Source organism: Pseudomonas sp. K5002 (assembly GCF_013386655.1).
GTDB lineage: Bacteria > Pseudomonadota > Gammaproteobacteria > Pseudomonadales > Pseudomonadaceae > Aquipseudomonas.
In genome coordinates this window covers 437-884 of sequence record NZ_JACARK010001608.1, presented here as the reverse complement: position 1 = coordinate 884, position 448 = coordinate 437, and the positions used below count along the sequence as shown (strand labels likewise).

Annotated in this window: 2 pseudogenes; both read right to left on the bottom strand. The window is 65.8% G+C overall.

Annotation, left to right across the window (positions count from 1 at the left end):
* Nucleotides 1-324 (bottom strand): annotated as a pseudogene (locus tag HX846_RS38240) (TolC family protein); the annotation flags it as partial.
* Nucleotides 321-448: pseudogene (locus HX846_RS40185) on the bottom strand (efflux transporter periplasmic adaptor subunit); the annotation flags it as partial. The pseudogenes HX846_RS40185 and HX846_RS38240, both read right to left, overlap by 4 nt.

Sequence of the window (448 nt, the reverse complement as noted above, 5' to 3'; positions counted from 1 at the left end):
CTTGGCCCCGGCACTCCAGCCGCCGGCCGATTCGGCTTGCTGCACCTGATAGCGCGAGCGCTGCAAGTTGGCCGCAGCCACCCGCAGGTCGGTGTTGGAGGCCATGGCCTGCTCCACCAGCTTATCCAGGCGCGGGTCCTGGTAAAGCTTCCACCAGTCCGCCGGTACCGGCGCCGACACCACATTGCTGCCCTCCCCGGCCAACTGGCCCTGAAGGTCACCGCGGTTCACGGCCGCCTTGTCCGGCAGTTTGTAATCGGGCCCCACCACTTGGCAGGCCGACAGCAACAACCCCAGCCCGGCGGTTGCTAAAAGCCGTTTCATGGCTTGTTCTCCGACTTGGGTTGGTCGTCGATGATCGACACGGTGGCGGTGCGCCCGGCAATCATGCGGAAGTCTGCCGGCACATCGTCAAACGCAATGCGCACCGGAATCCGCTGGGCCAGGC